Annotated in this window: 19 protein-coding genes; 7 read left to right on the top strand and 12 right to left on the bottom strand. The window is 36.5% G+C overall.

Annotation, left to right across the window (positions count from 1 at the left end):
• Positions 1 to 8 precede the first annotated feature (8 nt).
• The 6 genes from BLR83_RS02585 to BLR83_RS02560 all read left to right on the top strand — a co-directional run bounded on the left by BLR83_RS02585 (position 9) and on the right by BLR83_RS02560 (position 6444).
• Positions 9 to 830: a sugar phosphate isomerase/epimerase family protein gene (locus tag BLR83_RS02585; protein WP_074560139.1), complete on the top strand. Its 822-nt coding sequence runs from the start codon at positions 9 to 11 to the stop codon at positions 828 to 830.
• A 450-nt stretch (positions 831 to 1280) separates the two neighbouring features.
• The gene (locus BLR83_RS02580) at positions 1281 to 2033 is read left to right on the top strand and encodes an ABC transporter ATP-binding protein (RefSeq protein WP_074560137.1); all 753 of its coding nucleotides are present in this window, start codon (positions 1281 to 1283) and stop codon (positions 2031 to 2033) included.
• Between the two features lies 1 nt (position 2034).
• Positions 2035 to 4014 (top strand): FtsX-like permease family protein, encoded by a 1980-nt coding sequence (locus BLR83_RS02575; protein ID WP_074560135.1) that lies wholly within the window; start codon positions 2035 to 2037, stop codon positions 4012 to 4014.
• A gap of 61 nt (positions 4015 to 4075) precedes the next feature.
• Complete coding sequence (locus BLR83_RS02570) at positions 4076 to 4738, top strand: DNA-binding response regulator (protein WP_074560134.1); 663 nt, start codon at positions 4076 to 4078, stop codon at positions 4736 to 4738.
• Positions 4735 to 5682, top strand: a complete 948-nt coding sequence (locus BLR83_RS02565) for a sensor histidine kinase (protein ID WP_074560132.1) — start codon at positions 4735 to 4737, stop codon at positions 5680 to 5682. The genes BLR83_RS02570 and BLR83_RS02565 overlap by 4 nt, the downstream gene beginning before the upstream one ends.
• 81 nt (positions 5683 to 5763) lie before the next feature.
• Entirely contained in the window at positions 5764 to 6444 is a 681-nt protein-coding gene (locus tag BLR83_RS02560; RefSeq protein WP_074560131.1) for an XRE family transcriptional regulator, read from the top strand.
• Between the two features lie 102 nt (positions 6445 to 6546).
• Here BLR83_RS02560 and xerS read toward each other — a convergent pair whose 3' ends face one another.
• The 6 genes from xerS to BLR83_RS09945 all read right to left on the bottom strand — a co-directional run bounded on the left by xerS (position 6547) and on the right by BLR83_RS09945 (position 14366).
• Positions 6547 to 7617 carry a tyrosine recombinase XerS gene (gene xerS / locus BLR83_RS02555; RefSeq protein ID WP_074560129.1) on the bottom strand — a complete coding sequence of 357 codons (1071 nt, stop codon included), beginning with the start codon at positions 7615 to 7617 and terminating at the stop codon, positions 6547 to 6549.
• A gap of 542 nt (positions 7618 to 8159) precedes the next feature.
• Positions 8160 to 9545: an ATP-binding cassette domain-containing protein gene (locus BLR83_RS02550; protein ID WP_234793095.1), complete on the bottom strand. Its 1386-nt coding sequence runs from the start codon at positions 9543 to 9545 to the stop codon at positions 8160 to 8162.
• Position 9546: 1 nt separating this feature from the next.
• The gene (locus tag BLR83_RS02545) at positions 9547 to 10236 is read right to left on the bottom strand and encodes an energy-coupling factor transporter transmembrane component T (protein ID WP_074560128.1); all 690 of its coding nucleotides are present in this window, start codon (positions 10234 to 10236) and stop codon (positions 9547 to 9549) included.
• A 66-nt stretch (positions 10237 to 10302) separates the two neighbouring features.
• Positions 10303 to 10890, bottom strand: coding sequence for an MptD family putative ECF transporter S component (locus BLR83_RS02540; protein ID WP_074560126.1), 588 nt, complete (start codon positions 10888 to 10890; stop codon positions 10303 to 10305).
• A gap of 9 nt (positions 10891 to 10899) precedes the next feature.
• Positions 10900 to 12633, bottom strand: coding sequence for an ABC transporter ATP-binding protein (locus BLR83_RS09950; protein ID WP_074560124.1), 1734 nt, complete (start codon positions 12631 to 12633; stop codon positions 10900 to 10902).
• Complete coding sequence (locus tag BLR83_RS09945) at positions 12630 to 14366, bottom strand: ABC transporter ATP-binding protein (protein ID WP_200796316.1); 1737 nt, start codon at positions 14364 to 14366, stop codon at positions 12630 to 12632. The genes BLR83_RS09950 and BLR83_RS09945 overlap by 4 nt, the downstream gene beginning before the upstream one ends.
• A 173-nt stretch (positions 14367 to 14539) precedes the next feature.
• On the opposite strand from BLR83_RS09945, the gene BLR83_RS02525 reads away from it, so the two are divergent.
• Positions 14540 to 15565 carry a helix-turn-helix domain-containing protein gene (locus tag BLR83_RS02525; protein ID WP_074560121.1) on the top strand — a complete coding sequence of 342 codons (1026 nt, stop codon included), beginning with the start codon at positions 14540 to 14542 and terminating at the stop codon, positions 15563 to 15565.
• A 38-nt stretch (positions 15566 to 15603) separates the two neighbouring features.
• Here BLR83_RS02525 and BLR83_RS02520 read toward each other — a convergent pair whose 3' ends face one another.
• From BLR83_RS02520 to BLR83_RS02495, 6 genes are all read right to left on the bottom strand, one after another.
• A complete protein-coding gene (locus tag BLR83_RS02520) occupies positions 15604 to 15915 on the bottom strand; it encodes a DUF4176 domain-containing protein (protein ID WP_074560119.1) in 312 nt (103 codons plus the stop codon).
• Positions 15908 to 16723: a tetratricopeptide repeat protein gene (locus tag BLR83_RS02515; RefSeq protein ID WP_074560117.1), complete on the bottom strand. Its 816-nt coding sequence runs from the start codon at positions 16721 to 16723 to the stop codon at positions 15908 to 15910. Before BLR83_RS02515 ends, BLR83_RS02520 begins: the two co-directional genes overlap by 8 nt.
• Positions 16713 to 18275 carry a T7SS effector LXG polymorphic toxin gene (locus tag BLR83_RS10035; protein WP_074560116.1) on the bottom strand — a complete coding sequence of 521 codons (1563 nt, stop codon included), beginning with the start codon at positions 18273 to 18275 and terminating at the stop codon, positions 16713 to 16715. Before BLR83_RS10035 ends, BLR83_RS02515 begins: the two co-directional genes overlap by 11 nt.
• A gap of 113 nt (positions 18276 to 18388) precedes the next feature.
• On the bottom strand, positions 18389 to 19954 hold the full coding sequence (ffh, locus tag BLR83_RS02505) for a signal recognition particle protein (RefSeq protein WP_074560114.1): 1566 nt from the start codon (positions 19952 to 19954) through the stop codon (positions 18389 to 18391).
• A gap of 45 nt (positions 19955 to 19999) precedes the next feature.
• Positions 20000 to 20332, bottom strand: a complete 333-nt coding sequence (locus BLR83_RS02500) for a putative DNA-binding protein (protein ID WP_004231629.1) — start codon at positions 20330 to 20332, stop codon at positions 20000 to 20002.
• A gap of 135 nt (positions 20333 to 20467) precedes the next feature.
• Complete coding sequence (locus BLR83_RS02495) at positions 20468 to 21166, bottom strand: GntR family transcriptional regulator (protein WP_074560113.1); 699 nt, start codon at positions 21164 to 21166, stop codon at positions 20468 to 20470.
• Positions 21167 to 21207: the final 41 nt, after the last annotated feature.

The following is a 21207-nucleotide window of genomic DNA, read 5'->3' as shown; positions in this document are numbered from 1 at the left end:
GTGACAAAATGTTTCCGATTCAATTAGGACTAAAAGCTAGCTGTGCCCCTGAACAAGTAGCTAGTCGCTTAAAATATCATCCTGATGTTTTTGAATTTTTTACAAGTGAAACTGATTTTACAACTGATGGCTTAAAACAACTAGAAGAAGCTATCAAGAAAGTAAAATCAAGTGGTGTAAAGACTATCGTTCTTCATCATCCCATGAAATATCATGGCAAACGATTAGAATTGGTCGCACACCCGCAAAACAATGCTGAATTAGTTGACTTTATTGATTTTTCAACGCAAAAATTACTCGATTTAGCTAAAGCTTATCACTGCAAAGTACTTGTTCACGGATCTTATGAATTAGAAGAAGCTGAATTACTAGAACCATTTGATTCTATTGAGGAAGCTCGAAAATATCTTTTTACTCGTATGGATCACTTTTGCCATATCGGCAAAGGCCATATCATGTTTGAAAATGGTATTTCAAAACTCTATTCATATGGAAATCCTGATTTTGATCACTTGCTTGCTGAAAAAGGTTATCCACTAGCTTACGATGTTTCACATGCTTTTATTTACCTTCACGGTGATAACGAGGCTCTTCAACAGTCTCTAAAGACTTTGAAGGATCATATCGTTCATTACCATTTGGTAGACTCACTTGGGCAAACGCATGATAGCTTAACGCTAGGGCATGGAAAAATTGATTGGGCGAAAGCTTTGCCACTCTTTAATGAGACAGCAAGTAGCATCTACGAAATTAACTTAAAAGACCTAACTAATCCAGTTGAACAGCTCGAAAGTCATGCTTACCTAAAACAGATTGCACAAAGCTTGTAAGATAATATAAAACACAGAAGTGTTGGCTTCTGTGTTTTTCTTACATTTTTGTAAGGTTTCATCCCCAAAACTGTAAGAAAAAAAGAGCTGATTTCCGATAAACTAAAGATGTCAATAAGAAAGGAGTAGCAGTATATGAAAGAAGAATTTAAACACTATCTTAGCCTATGGATTCATTTTTTCATTTGGATTGTATTGCTATTTCTTGGATCTATTGTTTATATCATCTCATATGCCTTTCGCATAACAAAGTAGAAGGAGGTGCTTAGTATGATTGAGCTATATAGTCTGATAACTATTCTACTTATCATCATAGTAGGAGTAGCAGGCTTAGCTTTTTGGTACTGGAGTGGGAGAAGACCGTTAAAAAAGCACTAAAAAGTTTTAAAAAGTAAAGACTAACTAAGCATTTCTGAGCTTGAAAAGGTATAATGAAAAAAAGGAGAAATTATGTTACTGGAAATCAATCACCTCGAGAAAGTTTTTCGCACACGCTTTTCAAAAGAAGTGACACGAGCTTTGCAAGATGTCGACTTTAAAGTTGACGAAAATGAGTTCATCGCAATTATGGGAGAATCAGGATCAGGTAAAACAACCTTGCTAAACATCTTAGCAACACTAGAAAAGCCAACCAATGGGTCAGTTATTTTAAACGGGGAAGAAATCACTAAAATCAAAGAAAGTAAACTTGCTGAATTCCGTTTAAAAAATCTCGGCTTTGTCTTTCAAGATTTTAACTTGCTCGACACTTTGTCTGTTAAAGACAATATTTTCTTGCCTTTAGTTCTTGGTCGAGTTCATCATCAAGAAATGGAAAAACGTATTGCAACACTTGCTCCAAAATTACACATTGAAGAGTTGCTTGAAAAACGCCCTTTTGAATTATCTGGTGGTCAAAAACAACGTGTTGCGATTGCTCGTAGTTTGATAACAAATCCGCAATTGCTTTTAGCTGATGAACCAACAGCAGCACTAGATTATCGCAATTCTGAAGATATCTTAAATCTTTTCGAAGACATTAACAGCTATGGTCAAACAATACTTATGGTGACTCACTCAGCCAATGCCGCAAGCCATGCTAAACGTGTACTTTTTATCAAAGATGGTCGTATTTTCCACCAAATTTACCGTGGCAATAAAACCAATCAAGAATTTAGTAAAGACATTTCACTCGCCATGACAGCTCTTTTAGGAGGTGAATAAGATGTTCTACGCTAAACTAGCTTGGTCAAATTTGAAAAAGTCACTTGATATTTTTGGACCATTTTTACTTGCCAGTGTGGTACTTTTCGTCCTTGACTGTTCAACGTTATTGCTTATTTATAGTCCAGTATCAATGGAGATGCAGTACAGTAATACTGTTTTAGGACTTGCAATCGTTGTTCTGATGATTTTTACGGTCATCATGGAAATCTATAGTTATAATTTCTTGCTCAAGCAAAGAAGTAGAGAGTTTGGTCTTTACAATATCCTTGGGATGAACCGAAGTCAAGTTGGTCTGGTATCATCTATTGAATTAGCAATCATTTTTGTAGGTGTTATCTTACTTGGTAGTGTGCTTTCCGCAGTCTTTTCACAAGTTTTTTACCTTATCTTTGTGAATCTTTTGCACTATAATAAATTCATTATCGGATTATCGCCGCTAGCATTTATTTTGGCATCAGTAGCCTTCGCCGCTATCTTTGCTTTGCTAGAAGTCATTAATATTGTTATCATTTATCGTTCATCACCTCTTGCTTTGTTTAAACGCCAAGAGAAAGGTGAAAAAGAACCTCGTGGTAATATTCTATTTGCCCTACTAAGTCTTATCAGTCTTGGTTCAGGTTATTATCTATCTATTTCCTCTCAAACAGTTACTGCACTAGTTGTTGTCTATCGTTTCTTTATCGCAGTTGTTTTGGTAATTATTGGCACTTACCTCTTTTACGTTAGCTTTATGACTTGGTATCTTAAACGCCGTCGTAAAAATAAAAACTATTTTTACAAACCAAAACACTTTGTGACAACATCGCAGATGATTTTCAGAATGAAAGAAAATGCTATCGGGCTTGCTAACATCACTTTGCTAGCTACAATGTCTTTTGTAACCATTGCCACAACATCAAGTTTGTATTTTAGTAGTCAGAAACAAGCAAATGAAATGTTTCCAAAAAATACAAAAATTACATTTGCTGATTATGGCTATACTGATCCAAATGCCAAAGTAGTCTCAGAAGGGGAGCTTAAGGAAAAATTCCAAGAGCAAGTTACAGACAAACTCAACAAGTCTGACGATGAATACATCATTTATCAAACTGTATCATCAATGTTTTCCGTTCCAACTGGTAAATCACTGACATTGACCGATGATTTAGTCAAACATCCAGAAATTAATAAATTTGGCTCTATCTATCTTACAACACAAGATGTTATCAAATCTTTTGGTAATGATATGCCTGACTTAGAAGATAATCAAGTTGCCTTTTACAAACAAAAAGGTGATAGCCAACTTGAAACATTGACTTTGTTTGATAGAAAATTTGAAAACGTAAAAAACTTTAAGAACATTAACTTCCCTGAAATTAAAAATAGTTATAATCCTGGAGTTATTATCTTCAGTAATGATTCAGTCATGGAAGAAGTTATAAATCTTTTCAAAGAACATGAGTTGATGGCTCAACATTCTTATTCAGCCTTTGTTAACCTCTCACCAAAGGAAGTCTCAACAATTAATAAATCAATTGATTCGGCTTCAAAAGATGACTCTATTCAGGGAGTTGTTGAGACGAGAAAAGGATACATGGATACCCTATATACCGTTACGGGTGGTTTCCTCTTCACTGGATTCTTGCTTGGACTTAGTTTCTTGCTCGGTGCAGCCTTGATTATTTACTACAAGCAACGTACCGAAGGAATTGAAGATAAAAAATCTTATAAGATTCTCCAAGAAGTCGGTATGAGTAAAGAAGCTGTCAAACAGGCTATTAACTCACAAACATTGCTAATGTTCTTTATGCCACTCGGCTTTGCTATTATCCACTTTATTGTCGCCTTAACCATGTTAAAACAAATGCTTTTACTCTTTGGAGTAGAAGGATCAGGTACACTGATTATCAGTGGTATTACAATATTTTGTATCATTATCATTTACTTCTTTATCTACAAATTAACTAGTCGAACTTACTACAAGATTATCGAACGTTAATAAAAAACTACTTTCTTTAACAAGACAAAACTACATACAATTATTTTGCTAAAATGAAACTATGAAACAAGGAAAAATTTATATCGTAGAAGATGACAATACCATTGTAACCTTATTAAAACAGCATTTAAGCAAAGTTTATGATGTCTATAGCGTTAATAATTTTCGTGCGATTAAGCAAGAAATCGAAGAAATCACCCCGGATTTGATTCTAATGGATATCACTTTGCCCTATTTTAATGGTTTTTATTGGACGACTGAGATTCGTAAAACCATGACCTTGCCAATTATATTTATTTCATCCAGTGATGATGAAATGGATACCGTCATGGCATTGAATATGGGAGGAGATGATTTCATTTCTAAACCCTTCTCATTGGCCATCTTAGATGCTAAGATATCAGCTTTTTTGCGCAGAGCCTATCAATTCACTTCTGACAGCTATCAACTCGATGAATTTTCGTTATCCCGTGAAGGGATTCTATCAAATGGGAGCAAGCAAATTAATCTTTCTCCGACTGAAAACAAAATCCTTAGCATTTTATTTGAACACCAAAATCAAGTGGTGCCAAAGGAAGAGCTGCTAGAGAAATTGTGGGAAAATGAAAGCTTTATTGACCAAAATACCCTAAGTGTCAACATGACTCGCTTACGCAAAAAAGTACAGCCGCTAGGATTTGACCGCATTCACACCGTGAGAGGAGTAGGTTATCTGTTAAAATGATTCGACAGTTTTTTAAAGAATACGGCATTTGGTACCTTACCTATGCCATATTAACCATTTCATTTTTCCTGACCTTTATGTTATTTCACTTGCCAGTAACTTACTTCAGAGTAAGCTTTAGTATTAGTATCACAATACTAATTTTCATTAGCATTTGGCAATACTTCAAATTTAAAAAGAAACAGTTGATTTTACAACAATTTATTTATGTAAAAGAATTGGATGACTTCAATCTCCCATCAGAAAAAGCCTTTAAAGCTATTATTTGTAAGCAAAAAGAAGCGCATGCCAGTGATCTTCTAGCCATTCAGACACAGATGGAAGATACTCAGAATCTCATCAAAATGTGGTCTCACCAAATGAAAGTTCCTCTATCAGCTTTATCATTGATGGCACAGACTAATCAACTTGAGTCAAAAGAAGTCGAGCAACAATTAAGTCGTCTTCAAAATTATCTAGACACCCTATTAAATTACTTGAAATTCAGTCAAAATAAAGATGATTTTCGTTTTGAAAGACTATCCGTCAAGGAGATTACAATCTCAATTATCAAAAAATACCGCATTCCTTGTTTGTTAAAACATCTCTCTGTTGAGGTGACAGGTGATTGGAAACTCAAGTCTGATAAAAAATGGGTGACCTTCGCACTGACACAAATAATTGATAATGCCATTAAGTATTCGAAAGATAACGGCAAAATCATCATCCGCATTTCTCAAGCTAGTATTGAAATATCAGATGATGGTATTGGAATACTAGAAGAAGATTTACCACGGATTTTTGAAGAAGGCTTTACTGGTTTTAACGGACACGAACACCAAAAAGCTACAGGATTGGGGCTTTACATGACAAAACAAGTTCTAGATAGCCTTAATCTCGACATCAGCATTCAAAGCCAAATAGACAAAGGAACTCAAGTGTATATCACTCCCAAAAAACGTTAAAGCAAGATTTTTACATCTTGCTTTTTTGCTGAATATTTTTTATAATATTGTTAGTTTATAAACTGACAAAAGGAGGAGCTCATGTTTTCTGGAGAAAAGTTAAGAAAACTACGTCAAGAAAAAGGGTATTCGCAAGCTGATTTAGCAAAGTTATTACAGTTATCAAGAGCTTCCTATTTTAATTGGGAGAATGGAAAAACTAAACCTAACCAAAAAAACTTAGAACAATTAAGCCAGATTTTTAAGGTTGATACAACATATTTCCTCTCAGAATACGATATTGTCAACACCTACTTAAAACTAACACCTGATAACCAGACTAAGTTAGAAAATTACGCGCAAGATTTGCTACACATGCAAGAAGCTGTCAAACCTTTACCAGAACTTTATGCCTACAAGGTCTTTGAAAAATTATCTGCAGGTACTGGTTATTCTTATTTTGGGGATGGCAATTACGATACCGTCTTTTACGATGAGCAACTAGATCATGATTTTGCCTCTTGGGTATTTGGTGATTCGATGGAACCAACTTATCTTAATGGTGAAGTCGTTCTCATCAAGCAAACTGGATTTGATTACGATGGTGCCATTTATGCGGTTGATTGGGATGGGCAAACCTACATCAAGAAAGTTTACCGTGAAGAAGATGGGCTGCGCTTAGTATCACTTAACAATCATTACGCTGATAAATTCGCTCCTTACGATGAAAATCCGAGAATCATTGGAAAAATCGTTGGGAACTTTAAACCTTTAGAAGTTTAATTTTATAAACATAATATTATTTATGTAAAATAAAGATTTTACGGTCTTTGAAATTAAAGCTTATATATAAAAATCTGGACTGTAATGAGTCCAGATTACTTTTTACAATTTATCAAGGGCATTCTTTTGTTCATCGTTAACGATGTGGGTATATAGGTCAGTTACCTGAGTACTAGCATGTCCCAATTGGTGGCTGACCAAAACTTGAGATTTAGTAGCGCCATACAATCTGGTTGCCAAGGTGTGGCGAAGTTTGTGGGGGGTTACACGTACTTTGAAATCTTGTGAGTATTTAGCTACCAATTTTTCGATACTTGATGCATCAATACGATTTGGAACACCACGGTATTCTGTTAAAAATAGTGCTTGATCTTGTTTTTCTGCTTTATAGCGCGGTGCACGGATTTTCAAATAATCTTCAAGATAAGGTTTGGCAAAAGCAGCAACATTCACAGAATCGCGTTTGCCACCTTTACGAGTGACTTCGATGACCATCATATTCAAGTGCAAATCTTTCAAATCAAGATTAACCGCCTCTGATAATCGAACACCTGAAGCAAGAAGTAGGGCAATAATTGCCAAATCTCTCTCTTTGTTCTTCTGGAAGGAGGAGAGGGCACGGTGAGAGAGTTTATTTTGGTACTCTTTATCGATATACTCGATAAAGGCCATTGTTTCATCACCCAAGAAGAGCTTTCCTTTGATGTTTTCAGCGCGAGCTGCCAGGGTTTCTTTCTTTTTCTTCGTTGATATCTTTTTCATGACATTTCGATAGAAGTAGGGGTCACCATTTTCATCCTCAACCTCTTCTGTCAGGTACTTAAATAAGCTTGAAAGTGCTGATAAGGTACGATTGATAGTGGTTTGTGAAACCCCTTGCTTAGTTGAATAGGTGTTTAAAGAAGGTCGTTCACGAAGATAAAGAACGAAGGATTCCATATCTTTTTTGGATAAATGCTCTAAAGTGCTTAAATCAATATCAGCAATCTGATTGGCATTTGAAATACCAGATTCGAGAATCCATTCGAAAAATCGTCTATATTCCTTGAGGTATTCGTACAAGGTTGTAAAACTGTAGGGCACAGAAAGTTTTGATTGGTAATAGTCTAGGACATACCAAGGCATGATTGTCTTGAGTTCATCAATTTTTTCGAGTAATTTTTCACGTTTCATCTAAAAATCTCCCTAGATGTCTTTATAATAGTAGTTTATCATAGACCGATTTGTTTTTCAAGAAAATTACAGTTTTTCGGAAAGATGTTGTGAGAAATTTTAGAAAGAACTGGTTTATGTCTATTTATATTATCGTCAAAAACACTTGGTTTTATGCGTTTTTTTTGCACATTAGTTTTTATTGGCTACTTATTCTTCCTATTCTCATACTCAAAAACTTTTTTCGAAAAAATTTTTCGCTGGATAAATAGCAAATTGTCTTTAGCAAATCTTTATGAGGTTAAATTTTGACGATTTATCTGTTTTTTTGAGGTTTTATAGCTTATCTACTTTAAATGTTTTTTGCTGATTTTTTCGTAATTATTTGTCTTTGAACGTCGTTTTTAGCTAGTTTTTTGGCCTTTCTTCGTGTCATTGGTCATGAAATTTGCTAAAAATGCCTTCTATTTTGGTTTTTTGGACTTGTTTTTATCATTTGTAAGCGAATTCATCGTTTTTTCACAGATTAAAGAACCCCACAGCTTTTAACTGCGGGGAATTTTTTATTCAACAAACTCAATAATATTGCCTTTGCAATTCTTGATTAATTCATAATCGTGTGTTACGACGATAATCGTTTTTCCGTTTTTCGCCATTTCCTGTAAATCTTCAATCATTTTGTTCATTTGACCATGGCATAGACCGCTTGTTGGCTCATCTAAAACAATAATTGGTTTATTAGAAGCTTTTGCCATAGCCAATAACAAGCGTTGTTTTTCGCCACCCGATAAGCTTTGCGGATGCCTATTTAGCTTGTTGATTAAGCCAAACTGCGTTAAGGCACCTTTTTTAGCGGACTCATCATCACTAACTAGAGAGATTTCGGACCAGACTGACTCGGTAAAAAGCTGATAATTCACATCTTGAACGACCTCACTTAGCCATTGATAGCTTTGTTTGACGAGTTTCTTATCGTAGTAAGTTTTTCCTTTAAATTTCTTATTTAACCCCGATAGGCATCTTATGAAAGTCGTTTTTCCAATACCATTTTTTCCAATAATAAAGTTAATGCCTTGATCGATACCTAGATTGAAATCAAAAATTTTCTTTGGCTGGTCGTCGTGTTGATAGCTGTAATGTTGACAAACCAACTTTCCGCTTGCCTGATCTGAAGAGTATTTTGACTGTTTTTGGTACGAGCAGGTCTTGATAAGCTCAGATTTGCTGATTTCTGTCAATGCACGTAAATTTTTCGCTTGAATCAAGTCATCATCAACCGCTGAAATAGGATAAACCTGCGCTTTATTGTCAGAAATAAGGACAAACTGGTCCATCAAATCTTTCAGATAATAAAGTCGATGTTCAGCAATGATAATGATTTTTCCAAGCTCTTTAAGTTTTATCAAAACGCGTTTAAAGCGAGAAATTGCCTCACGGTCCAGCGATGACGACGGTTCATCAAAAAGATAAATGTCATTGTCCATGCAAGCAACGCTGGTAATAGCCAGCAATTGCTTTTCGCCACCTGATAAAGTAAAAATATCACGGTCAAGCAAATCCTGCATTTCTAATAAATCCGTGTAATAATTGATACGCTCAAAAATGTCTTCGGCAGGAATATTGCGATTTTCAAGTGCAAAAGCCATCTCATCCGTTGAATTAACGGCATAAAATTGTGTTTTAGGATTTTGAAAAACACTAGCCACTACTTGACTTCTTTTAGCCATATCCAAATCAAGCAAATCTTCCCCATCATAGGTCATATCACCAGATAACTTAGCAGGCTGAAAGTAAGGAATTACCCCATTGATCGCCTTTAAAAGACTACTCTTTCCACAACCTGAACTTCCTGTTAGAACTGTGATTTCACCTGGTTTAAAACTAAGATTGATATCTTCTAAGATTGGCTGGTCATAAGTTAGTGAAAAATGGTTGAGTTTTAACATCATTTTAACTCCAAATCATTAAAATTAAAATAGCCAACATGGCAAGCATCCAAAAATAATCAAGTAATCTCAAGCGACTCTTAGAAATACTTGAACGTTCCTGACCGACTGCCATCCCTCTGGTTGTTGCCGAAATAGCCACATCATCTGCCGTGCGGGATAAACACATCAAAAGCGGAACAAATCGGTATTCAATCATGCGTAAAGGTTGACGGAAGAATTGACTAGTCACCAAACCCTGCAAGTACATAGCTTCCTTAATTTGGCGATAATCTTCTTTTACCGTATAAAAAAAGCGAAACATAACCGATATTGGAATGATTAAGCTATCAGGACACTTCAATTTCTTTAAAGAAGCTACTAAATCGCTCATGGTTGTCGTTAAAAGGCTGTATTCTCCCATAGCGAGCCCTGGTCCCATCCGTAAAACGATAATAGAAAAGAATAACACAACAGACGCTCCAATGCCGCTAAACGCATGCAAGCCCGCATAGTATTGCAATACTAAAGCAAAAATCATTATACTTGCTCCCTTAAGGGCTTTGCTTACTTTTCTTTCTAACAGTAAAAATGCATAAGGCAAAAAGGTTACAATCAAACCAATAATCGGGTAGCTTCTTTGCAAATTGCCAAATAGCAAAACAAAGGAAATGACAACTGTCATTAGTAATTTTGTTCGAAAATCTAACTTCATTTTATTCACTCTCAAAATGCATCTTGGCCGCATCAAGCGACCAAGTCTACATTCATTTCTTGTATGTTACGCCATTTCAAGTTTTTGGAAATGTTTTTTCAGCATCTTGACACCAATTGTTGCTCCTAGGTAACCACCTACTGCTCCTAAAGCAAGAACTGGGAAGAATGACCAATAAGGTAAGATACTCATCATTTTATCAGCGTAAGCTTGACCATAGCCTTCTTCAACCAAACGTTGCACATAAGCAGCCCTAGAAACATAAATCGGAATCATATTGAAACCAAATGATAAACAATAGACGGTAAAAGCCCACTTCGTGTGACTTACGCTAGCATAGCCACCTTTTTTCAAAATGTATTCAGCTACTAAAGACAAGAGTGTCATTCCTGGTAGGATATAAATTCCGTGACCTGTGACAGTAAAAACAAGTCCGATAATGACTCCCATAATTAAAACCATACCAAAACGGTAAATCTTGGTGCTGTAAAGCATAAAGACAGGACCAGCAAAAAGCCCGCATAGAAAAGGAATAAATGGCATAAAAATCGGAATTAACCCAAACATGCCACTAGCAAAAATAGCTATAAAAACTAAGAGTGAAAATAAACCAGCATTAATTAAATCTTTAACAGTGAAGGAATTTGTTTTCATCTTTTTCTCCTAAGCATTCTTTTGATATTTGAACTCTTCAATTTTTTGCGATGTTTCAATGAGATCACGGTAAACAGCAGATTTTTCAAGCAAATCACGGTGTTTACCAATACCATCAACCTGACCTGCTTTCATCACGACAATCTTATCAGCATTTTCGATGGATTTAAGACGGTGTGAGATGATAATCACGGTCTTATCTTTCAAAAGGTAATTCAAACTTTCTTGAATCATTTTTTCATTTTCAATGTCTAGTGATGATGTGATTTCATCGAGAATAACAATTGGTGCCTGTTTCAAAATGGCACGTGCGATAGACAAACGTTGGCGTTCTCCACCAGATAACTTCGCCCCATTTTCACCAATTTTCGTCTCGTAGTCTTGTGGCAATTTTTCGATAAATTCTTGACAGTTTGCTAGGTAAGCCGCTTGCTTAACTTCTTCGTCGCTGGCATCTGGACGTCCTAAACGAATATTTTCTAAAATCGTATTATCAAACAAAGTCACATCTTGGAAAACAATGGAAATATAATCAAACAAACTGTTGGTACTGATCTGCTGAATGTCTTTACCGTCAATCGTGATTTGCCCTTCTTGGTAATCATATAAGCGAGACAAAAGTCTTAGCAAAGTTGTCTTCCCGCAGCCAGATGGACCGACAAGCGCTGTGATTTCATTTTGCTTAGCGACAAAAGAAACACCGTCAATGACCTTTTGACCATCTTTATAAGCAAAACCAACGTTTTTAAGTACAATATCAAATTTATTAAGGGTCACATCTTGTCCAGCTTGTTGTTTTACGGCACGAAGCTCTTTAATATTTTTAACTGCTGAATCAATGTAAAGAATTTCGCCGACATTTAAGACAATATCTTCAACACTATCAGATGCCTTGATGGCTAACAAGACAAACATGAGCAAAACCAAAAGACTAACTTGATGTTGGAAGTAAAGATTTGTTCCGACCAAAATAACCAGCCCAATCGTCAAACGAATAACAGAGTTGGAAAAACTAATGGGAATACCTTGCAGAATTTCAGAAATGATATGCGTTTTTTCACTTTTTTCCATTTGTCGGTAGAGTTTATCGTGAATGATATCTGTCAAATTGTAGGCTTTGATTTCTTCTTGCAATTCAATAGCTTCCTGAAAACTATCGGAGTTTTCGCGCAGCTGTTTCCAATATTTCTTAACCGCTTTTTTCTGCATGTTTTTAGACAAAGTAAGGGCTAGCGCTGCTGCAAGAATAGGGAAGAAAATACTCAAACCTAATGGAAGATTGATGACGCATAAAGTCACAGACAAGAAAACAAAATAAATCACAAAACCAATCGTTTTTGAAACAGCATGGCTAAGCGCGTGTTCCAAACGCTCAACGTCACTCATTAAAGTCTGCGATAAATCTGTCAAATCTCGTTGTGAGAAATAAGACAAAGGCAGTTTTTGCAAAGTCTCAGCAATATCAATACGAAGGTCTGCACTTTCTTGATAAGTCGTTGTGTAGGTTGCATTGTAATCCAGATAAATGAAAACATAGGTCACAAGAACCACCAAAGCAAACCCTAAAACGACCGTCATCAGAGAAAGTCCTTGATGAGCTAGGATATGCTTGATATAGTACATCATCAAAGCAAGAGGACTCAATTCAGCCACATAAACCAAAAATCCTGTCAAGCAAGCATATAACAATTGACCAGCTCCATGGTCAGTTACCGCAAAAAGCTCTTGTAATCTCTTTTTCATGAAACCCTCCATTCGTTTGCTGCAGCGTATAAGTCATTAAACGCCTTGTATTTGCCACCTTTAGCCATCAATTCAGCATGATTGCCACGTTCAACAATCTGACCTTTATCAATGACCAAAATCTCATCGACCCCTTTGATAGATGACAAGCGGTGAGCAATGATAATGACGGTTTTGTTAGCAATCAAATTCGCAAAGGCTTTTTGAATCTGATATTCGTTGTTAACATCCGTTGAGGCTGACGCTTCATCAAGAATAACAATCTTAGCATCTTTCAAAATAGCTCTAGCAATGGCAATACGTTGCTTTTCACCACCAGATAAATGAACCCCTTTTGAACCAATCATGGTTTGCTCACGGTCTGGGAATTTATCTAAAATCTCATCACATGATGCTAGTGACAAAGCTTGCATGACTTGATCATAACTAGCCTCAGGATTTCCGATTTTAACATTGTCAAAAATAGACATTTTAAAGAGTTTAGATTGTTGGAAAACAAAAGCAATTTGTTTCATCAAAGCTTTTTGGCTGTAAGATGTGATTTCTTTGCCACCAATGGTAATTTTTCCGCTACCAACTGGATAATGTCCAGCAATCAATTTAGCAATCGTTGATTTCCCACTACCACTACTTCCGACAAAGGCATACACCTTGTTTTCAGCTAATTGGAAAGAAAGATTGTCAATGATGTTTTGCTCTTCATAACCAAAGCTGACCTTATCAAAGGCGATATTGCCATTTTCAAAAGTTTCTTCTGAACCAGTCGCTACTTTTTGACTAGTCATCTCATCAAACAAGGTTTCGATTTTCTCTGTTGATGCACTTCCTTTATATTGATACATGAACACATACATGATTTTCATAAAAGTGACATAAAGAAGACCGACCGCAAAATAAAAGAAAATGAATTTTGGAAGCATTGCTAAATGCTGCGCTTGGGGCGTGAAGTTTAAGAGAATTGGCACGATTAATGTCGCATAAGCTGCAAATAAAACCTGAAAAATAACAAAGGCAGTGCGGCAAGAAAAACTATAATTGAGGGCATAATCTGAATAAGACTTAATCGCCGCATAAAGTGCCTTAAAAGATTGAACAGAAGTTTTGAAAATCTTGATGACCTGCATGCCACGGACGTATTCAACCGTTTCACTGTTCATTTTTTCAAGTGATGCCATGTAAGCTTTCATGAAATCAGCATTTCCCATCATATATTTTATCTGCATGAGCGCAATAACTGCTAAAATAACAAAAGCAATTCCTAGATAAAGATTAACTGCAAAAGTTGCAAGAACGAGCAAAAGCAAGGTCATCACACTGGTTGTATTGTCAGGAATCAAGTGGGCGATGATGGTGTGAGTCTCAGCCGCATTGTCATCAATCGTTTTTCGAATATTTCCAGATGTGTGCGTATCAAAGTAAGCAAAATTCGATTGGCTTAAAGCATCAATGCCTTTTTTTCTAAGGTTTGTTTCCAAACGAAAGGCAACCAAATGCGTTAAAATACCCGCAAAAAGGTAAAGACTAATCCCTGTCATCATAAAACCAACAACCGTTTTAGCGTAATGCACAACATTTGTCGCATTATTCTGAACAATTAGATGGTCTAAAAAGAGATACATGTCATAAAAAGCACCTATCGTAAAGACTGACGAAATTGCCGCCAATAAAATAGCAAGATAAGCCAGATACTTATACTCAGGTACATAAGAAAATAACTTTTTATAAACCTTAATCATATTAACTCCTTCTTATTTTTATCCAAAATATTGATAAATAAGCATTTTAGCATTATAATGGATTTGACATACATTCTAGCATTTAATAATTATGTATTCAATGCATAAAGAATATTATGACGAATTGTAGCATTTGACTAATCGTAGCATTTTATCAAAGGAGCTCACTTATGTCTGCCATCTTTTTTAATGATAACATCAAACAAAAAGCAATTTTGCTACCAAACTGTAGCCGTTTTGCACCTCACGGACAAAGTTATTACCTATCAAGCGATGACTTGGAAGGCTTTTATTGGACCTATAATACCGAGTACTTTCGAGTTAGCATTTTTGATTTTGCCTTAAAAAAAGAAACGATTTATTGTTGCGATTTGTCACGCTATCCTGACACTGCACTTTTTTCCGCTCACGTTATTTGCGCAAATGGTGAAATTCTGCCGCCCTATCAGCAATTATCAAGTAATGATAGTTTTGTGATTTGCAACCAGCATCAAATTCTTCAGACCCTGCTGCATGAGCATACTAATTTTCAAGCGGTTTGCTTTGATTTTAAACAAAAAATTATCGACGATTGCCTTGTTGGACGCTATCAATTAAAGCCAGATGATTTGTGCCACATTTTTAAAGAAGCCAATCATTTCCTTGGAGCAGGTCTTGAAAAAATCGCTGATGAGATTTTACATTATAAGCTGGGCTCTTCAGCCAGCGAGCTTTTCTATGAAATCAAGGCTAAAGAATGGCTCAGCGTCATCATTAACAACTATTATGCCACACAAGATGAGCAAGAAATGAGCCAAGAAGACAGTATCGCTTTAGATAATGTCCGCCACTATATTAACGATCACTTGATGGCAACCATTCCGCAAGATTTGCTGGCTAAAATTGCTATGATGAGTAAAACCAAGCTCAAAACAGCCTTTAAAACCAAATACCATATGACAATCACCGAATATATCCAGAGACGTCGTATGTCGCTTGCTGAGCACCTCCTAATGACGACCCAACTTGAAATCAAGGAGGTCGCTATCGCTGTTGGCTACACTTCTCACAGCCGCTTCTCAAGTTTATTTAAGAAATATATTGGCACCTACCCGCACGACATCAAAAAACAACCCAAAATCAAAGAAAAAAGACCATGCCATGATTGCCTTAATAAACTCTGTGATGCAAAGACAGCTACAGAAAATCTGAAGTAAAACAAAAAGCCACGACTTAATCGTGGTTTTTGTATGTTTTAGTGTTTATAATGATCAACTGTAAATTTGGGATATTTAATCTTTGAAAGAAGGTCTTCATAATTAGCCAACAACTGTTGGAAGGATACATCAACGTAACCTAAAAAGAGAACTTCATCAATATCTTCTTTGTTAAAAAAGGCTAAATCCTGTCCAACAACTCCTAAAGGCAATGGCACAGCTCCAAAATCAAAATAACCCTTTTGACCATCTTTCTCCACAACAGGAAACAATGTTGTGATCATTAGGCTTTGTGAACCATCCTTAACCCGAACAACAGTCCCAATTGGCAACAACTCTCTATCAGTCATTTTTTAATTCCTCCAAATATTTCTTAGCTTCACGAACATAGAAAAGCTCTGGATTTTCATTTGCGATTTGTTGGAATTTTGCTTTGGCAGCAGGCTTATCGTTAGCATTTAAAAAATTAAGTGCTTGGTAATAATATCTCCCAATCTTCACTAACTTTGTACGTGGCTCAGGCTCAAAAACATAGTCGCTTACGTTACCTTTTAAAATTTCCAGAATACTTTCTACAACATTCTTTCCAGATTCACTCTCAAGTGATTGACACATCTCTTCAGCTTTATTAATATCTTTTAGCATTATATAATTGAGACATTTAAAGTAAAGAATGCTTTTCTGATAAAATTCGCGATGTCTTAATGTCACCCTTGAGACGTCGATCGTCTCGAGAATATGTAAACTTCTTTCAAAGTTTCCAGAAAAATATTCTACTTGTCCCATACCAAATTGATTAATTTGAAAATATTCTCTTTTTATCCTTTTATTTTTCTCTACTCTATATAAATTATCCAATATTTCCAAGTATTTTTTAAAATCGACCTGTTCATAAAGAGTAAAGTCAATAATAAATAATAAAAGCTTACTAAAGAAAAGGAGCAAAGCAAAAAGAAGAAAAGCAACTGCAACTAAAAGTATAAAAATAATATTTGTAAAATTTTTATTATCGCTATTTAGCGTTATGTTATACCAATAAATTCCTACTAGAGCTAATATTATTAATAATACAAATAAAATATACTGTCTTTTTTTGATACCAACAACAGTTTCTTTCCCGCTCCTTTTGCTAAACTTTTGTATGTACCTATCTTTCATTATTTGAAACCTCGTTATTTTCTACAACCAAACTTATTGCTCCACCAACAAAGCCACCTACAAGTAATTCAGGAGACGCTAAAATAATACCTGCTCCAATTACAACACCGACAAGTGTGCCAACAGCAATTTCTCCAAAATGATTCCAAACAAAGCCGCCTACATTTTTTGCTGCATTCGCCATCGTGTCCACACTACTAGAAAAAGAATTCTCTATATCCGACCATTCTGGCCCTCGTGTTTTTCCCCCACCATCTCTCAAGTATTGGCCTTGTTCGAAAGTGACTTTTTCTTTTAGGGTCGCTACATCGTTTGTGGCTTGTTGTGGCAATGCAAAATTCGATTGGTTACTTGTGTAAGCTGCTAATGCGCCATTAATGTACTTAACACCATACGTTGTTTTTGATTTATCGTTTCCGATGCTTCCTGATATGCCACTAATCCCTTTAGCATTAGCACTAACATCATATGATGGATGCCCTTCTAGAGCAGAACCAGAAACTGGTAAATTTAGTTCACCTTTTTTAGTTAAAGTGGTATTTCCAGATGTCACACTATCCAATCCTGATTGACTAAAAGTAAAGGCAACTTTTCCTTTGTTGGAAACTGACGTTTCAAAAGTATATTTTGCGTAACCATATAGATTATCATATAAGAGAATTTCTTTACTTTCCTTAGTCCCTACGCCAATACTTTCTAAGTCTTTTTCACTCGGACCACCTGGTTTAGATAAGGTTTTATTAATCTTAGCACCTTTTTTCCAAGTTAGGGCAATTGGCATAGCTGTCGCAAGTGCCATTGCACCTGATAAATTCATGTACCCACTATATTTTGATGTTTGAAGTTCCTTAGCTAGGTCACTTTTAAGCTGATCACGTCTAGCCTTACCGCTAACAACAAGCTTAGTTTCTTTAACTTCTGTTTTAAAAGCTGTTTTCTTGTAGAAATCCTTAGCTTTTTTGCTAGTATACGAACCACTTCCTAGGTCAGATAAGCTTGTAATTTGCGTGTTTTGTTCGTCTAGGATGTCGCCTGCTTCGCTGGTAAAGACTGTGTTGTTAAACGTCCCCATGTCCTTGATGGTGTTGGTCAGGACTTTCTTCGCGCCTCTAAATTCTGAAATGGCATCATCCGTTGTGACCTTATTCAAAGTAATAATGTCTGCGACATCGTCAATTGCCTTATTAATCGCGTCTGAGCTTGTCTTTAACTGTTCTAGTGGTGAGCCGAACTTATCCACCATTTGTTGTAAGACATCCGTGTCGATAATGGCAGAGTCGCTATTTTCACTCACAATACTCTTAAAAGTGCTGATGAGATTGTCATAACCTTGTGATATGACATCCAAGCTGTTCACGTAATTGGTCAACAAAGGTACTTGGTAGTTATTAATTTTGTTATCAATCGCATCTTTGACATCACCTTTTAGAGCCTCTGAATTGGCTGCGCTTTTAAGCTTTTTCTTGGCACTTGATAGTTGACTCTTTGTTTGGCTGATAGAGCTTTTGAGGCTATCGCGCTGCGCTATTACCTCACTCATCTTAATCTTCATAAATCTCTCCCAAAATTTAACCGATATTTTCTAATCATTATATCATAAATTGAAACAGTTTTCAGAAATAAACCAAAAAAGCCGCGGGAATCCGCGACTTTTTCTACTATAAATTATTTTTTATTACGTTTTTTCTTGGCTTTTTTCATTTTGTTTGCCATGCGTTTCATTGATTGTTTCATAGCAAATTCACCGATTTTACCTTTGAATCCGCCACCCATCATTTGGCTAAGATCCATATCTCCACCGAGTGCTGATAGGTCTGGCATACCGTTTCCGCCCATCATGCCTTCAAGTGATGACATGTCCATACCATTTGGCATGTTTTTAGGAAGATTATTTGGGTTGATACCCATTTTCTTCATCATTTTTTCCATGTCACCAGACATCACACCTTGCATCATTTGTTTAGCTTGGTTGAAGTCTTTGATGAATTTGTTAACATCGACAAAGCTGTTACCTGAACCAGCTGCGATACGACGACGACGGCTAGGTGTTAGCAAATCAGGATTTTCACGTTCTTCAGGCGTCATTGATGACACGATAGCGCGTTTACGAGCGACTGCTTTTTCATCGACTTTGAAGTTTTTAAGTGCTGGGTTGTTAGCCATACCAGGAATCATCTTGATTAGATCTTCCATTGGTCCCATGTTTTGAACTTGGTCAAGTTGTTCGATGAAATCGTTGAAATCAAAGGTATTTTCACGCATTTTTTCAGCGAGTTCCATTGAACGTTTTTCATCGTATTCTTGACTGGCTTTTTCAATCAATGTGAGAAGGTCACCCATGCCAAGGATACGGCTTGACATACGGTCTGGGTGGAAAGTCTCGATATCAGTGATTTTTTCACCAGTACCAGTGAATTTGATTGGTTTACCTGTGATTTCGCGGATAGAAAGGGCCGCACCACCACGAGTGTCACCATCAATCTTAGTCAAGACAACCCCTGTGATATCCAATTGTTTGTTGAATTCATCAGCGACGTTGGCAGCTTCTTGACCGATCATGCTATCAACAACTAAAAGAATTTCGTTTGGTTGAGCTAGAGCTTTGACATCACGAAGTTCTTGCATCAAAGCTTCATCGATTTGCAAACGACCAGCCGTATCGATGATAACGTAATCGTTGTGGTTTTCTTTGGCTTGTGCCAAACCATTTGTCACGATTTCAACGGCTGAATGGTCAGTTCCCATATCAAAGACAGGAACATTGATTTGACTACCAAGAGTTTTCAATTGGTCGATGGCTGCTGGACGATAGATATCAGCCGCAATCATCATTGGACGAGCTTTTTCTTCTTTAATCAGCTTGTTAGCCAATTTACCAGCAAATGTAGTTTTACCAGCACCTTGAAGACCGACCATCATAATGATTGTAGGAATTTTAGGTGAATTTTCAAGCTCAGCTGTTTCAGAACCAAGGATTTCTGTTAATTCTTCGTTAACGATTTTAACGATTTGTTGAGTTGGGTCAAGTGTATCAATGATTTCATGACCAACTGCACGTTCGCGAACGCGTTTGATAAACGTTTTAACAACTGGCAAAGCAACGTCGGCTTCAAGCAAAGCCAAACGAATCTCTTTGGTTACTTCCTGAACATCTTTTTCAGATAGCTTTTTCTTTCCGCGAATATTTTTAAAAACCCCTTGTAGGCGTTCTGTCAAACTTTCAAAAGCCATAATATTATTCTCCTACTAAATCTATTAATTTCTCGATTGTCTTGTCTAATCTCGGTTATCAATACTGCTCAAAATCGCAATTTTTTCTTTCAAAAAGTCATCTGATGGGTATTTATCCAAAATCTCATCAAAAATCTGACTACGAACAATATAATCCGAATACATGTGTAGCTTCATCTCATAAGCTTCTAAAATCTTTTCAGTTCGTTTGATATTGTCATAAACTGCTTGACGGCTAACCCCAAATTCCTCAGCAATCTCAGCCAAGCTATAGTCATCCGCATAATACAGTTCAATATAATTCATCTGCTTGTCTGTTAACAAAGCAGCATAGAACTCAAAAAGAGCATTCATACGATTGGTTTTTTCAATTTCCATAATCCCCATTTTACCATATTTTGCCTAAATTTAATAGTCAGAATTGGTTAATCACGCTAGATATGGCAGATTATTTCAAAAAATAGTAAGCGATACCATCATTTAACCAAAAAAAGCTGGACAAGAGTCCAACTTTTAATTATTCTCCAAATAAAATTCAAAGCGGTCACCGACGTACTGACTGTGGACGTACTCAAACGGACGACCATCTGTGAAATAAGAAACCTGTGTCAAAGCAAGCACAGCATGATTTTTCGGAACCTTAAGGTAATTAGCCACGCGCTCACTGGCATTTTTCGCATAAATGGTCTGCTGACTCTTACCAATCTCATAGCCATTATCCGTCAAAGTCTGGAAGAAATGCTCCGTAATATCCTCACGCTTAAACTGACGAATGAGCTTTTCAGGAATCGATGCCACCTCAAAAACCAAAGGCACATTATCCGCATAACGCACGCGCTCCATACGCACCACATAATCACTAGCCTTTAATTGCAACTGCTGAATCTCAGTCTCATTAGCAGGCTTACGCTGATACGAAACCACTTGAGACGACGGCGTCTTTCCTTGCGAACGCACAATCTCCGTAAAACTCGTTGTCCCGCGCATCTTCTCTTGCACACGATGACTCGCCACATAAGTCCCGCTACCTACACGGCGCTCAAGAATCCCTTCTTCCACCAAAAGCGTAATCGCCTGACGAAGCGTCATACGACTCACCTCAAAATCATCCGCCAAATCACGCTCACTCGGCAAACGCTGACCAATCTCCCAAAAACCATCGTCAATCTGCTTCTTAACCGCATCATGAATTCTAATATACGCTGGAACCATAACCACTACTCCCGTCCTGTTCTAAATAACTTAGCTCTATT

It is taken from the genome of Streptococcus equinus, assembly GCF_900101445.1.
GTDB lineage: Bacteria > Bacillota > Bacilli > Lactobacillales > Streptococcaceae > Streptococcus > Streptococcus equinus_B.
Note: the sequence above shows the minus strand (reverse complement) of the source record. Positions and strands in the feature narration are given on the sequence as shown.

Coding starts and splice junctions, on each gene's coding strand:
- BLR83_RS02500 (WP_004231629.1), bottom strand. CDS start 20,332: ATGGAAATTGAAAAAACCAATCGTATGAATGCTCTTTTTGAGTTCTAT.
- BLR83_RS02540 (WP_074560126.1), bottom strand. CDS start 10,890: ATGAAAACAAATTCCTTCACTGTTAAAGATTTAATTAATGCTGGTTTA.
- BLR83_RS02515 (WP_074560117.1), bottom strand. CDS start 16,723: ATGAAAGATAGGTACATACAAAAGTTTAGCAAAAGGAGCGGGAAAGAA.
- BLR83_RS02585 (WP_074560139.1), top strand. CDS start 9: ATGTTTCCGATTCAATTAGGACTAAAAGCTAGCTGTGCCCCTGAACAA.
- BLR83_RS10035 (WP_074560116.1), bottom strand. CDS start 18,275: ATGAAGATTAAGATGAGTGAGGTAATAGCGCAGCGCGATAGCCTCAAA.
- BLR83_RS02495 (WP_074560113.1), bottom strand. CDS start 21,166: ATGGTTCCAGCGTATATTAGAATTCATGATGCGGTTAAGAAGCAGATT.
- xerS (WP_074560129.1), bottom strand. CDS start 7,617: ATGAAACGTGAAAAATTACTCGAAAAAATTGATGAACTCAAGACAATC.
- BLR83_RS02580 (WP_074560137.1), top strand. CDS start 1,281: ATGTTACTGGAAATCAATCACCTCGAGAAAGTTTTTCGCACACGCTTT.
- BLR83_RS02560 (WP_074560131.1), top strand. CDS start 5,764: ATGTTTTCTGGAGAAAAGTTAAGAAAACTACGTCAAGAAAAAGGGTAT.
- BLR83_RS02520 (WP_074560119.1), bottom strand. CDS start 15,915: ATGACTGATAGAGAGTTGTTGCCAATTGGGACTGTTGTTCGGGTTAAG.
- ffh (WP_074560114.1), bottom strand. CDS start 19,954: ATGGCTTTTGAAAGTTTGACAGAACGCCTACAAGGGGTTTTTAAAAAT.
- BLR83_RS02570 (WP_074560134.1), top strand. CDS start 4,076: ATGAAACAAGGAAAAATTTATATCGTAGAAGATGACAATACCATTGTA.
- BLR83_RS02565 (WP_074560132.1), top strand. CDS start 4,735: ATGATTCGACAGTTTTTTAAAGAATACGGCATTTGGTACCTTACCTAT.
- BLR83_RS02575 (WP_074560135.1), top strand. CDS start 2,035: ATGTTCTACGCTAAACTAGCTTGGTCAAATTTGAAAAAGTCACTTGAT.
- BLR83_RS09950 (WP_074560124.1), bottom strand. CDS start 12,633: ATGAAAAAGAGATTACAAGAGCTTTTTGCGGTAACTGACCATGGAGCT.
- BLR83_RS02545 (WP_074560128.1), bottom strand. CDS start 10,236: ATGAAGTTAGATTTTCGAACAAAATTACTAATGACAGTTGTCATTTCC.
- BLR83_RS02525 (WP_074560121.1), top strand. CDS start 14,540: ATGTCTGCCATCTTTTTTAATGATAACATCAAACAAAAAGCAATTTTG.
- BLR83_RS02550 (WP_234793095.1), bottom strand. CDS start 9,545: ATGATGTTAAAACTCAACCATTTTTCACTAACTTATGACCAGCCAATC.